Genomic DNA, 393 nt, shown 5'->3' with positions numbered 1-393 from the left:
CATTATACTGAAACTCGTGTGTATGCTGCCCTGCTTCTTCAATGGTAGCAACATGCGTATGCGATTTAAGGCAATCTTGCTGTATATCGGCAAATTTTCTACTTCTGTCTAAACCACGACCATCATCAAAGCCGCGCAAAAATACTCCTCTAAAATCTGGAACTTTAAAGGTTGTATCGCTGTCTTTTCCCCATTTATCCCCTATCGCCTTGAACAATTGCGGATAATCTTTGCGTTCATAAGTAGCACCATCACATAAAAGCCAACCGTTTGGCACTTCTTGCATAGCAAAGGTCGCAATAAAACCGCAAGGAAAGGTTTCGACCTTTGGTGGTGGAATGGGGGTAGGATTTAAAAGATACCAGCCCTCAAGACCTTTTGTTGATGCGCCAT

The 393-nt window shown here is 43.0% G+C and carries 1 protein-coding gene; it reads right to left on the bottom strand.

Annotation, left to right across the window (positions count from 1 at the left end; translation table 11 throughout):
- Positions 1-393 (bottom strand): phage tail protein (locus J7R13_RS09310; RefSeq protein ID WP_208438350.1); only part of this gene is annotated, 393 nt, incomplete at both ends.

Source organism: Bartonella taylorii 8TBB (assembly GCF_902825155.1).
Lineage (GTDB): Bacteria > Pseudomonadota > Alphaproteobacteria > Rhizobiales > Rhizobiaceae > Bartonella > Bartonella taylorii_A.
Note: the sequence above shows the minus strand (reverse complement) of the source record. Positions and strands in the feature narration are given on the sequence as shown.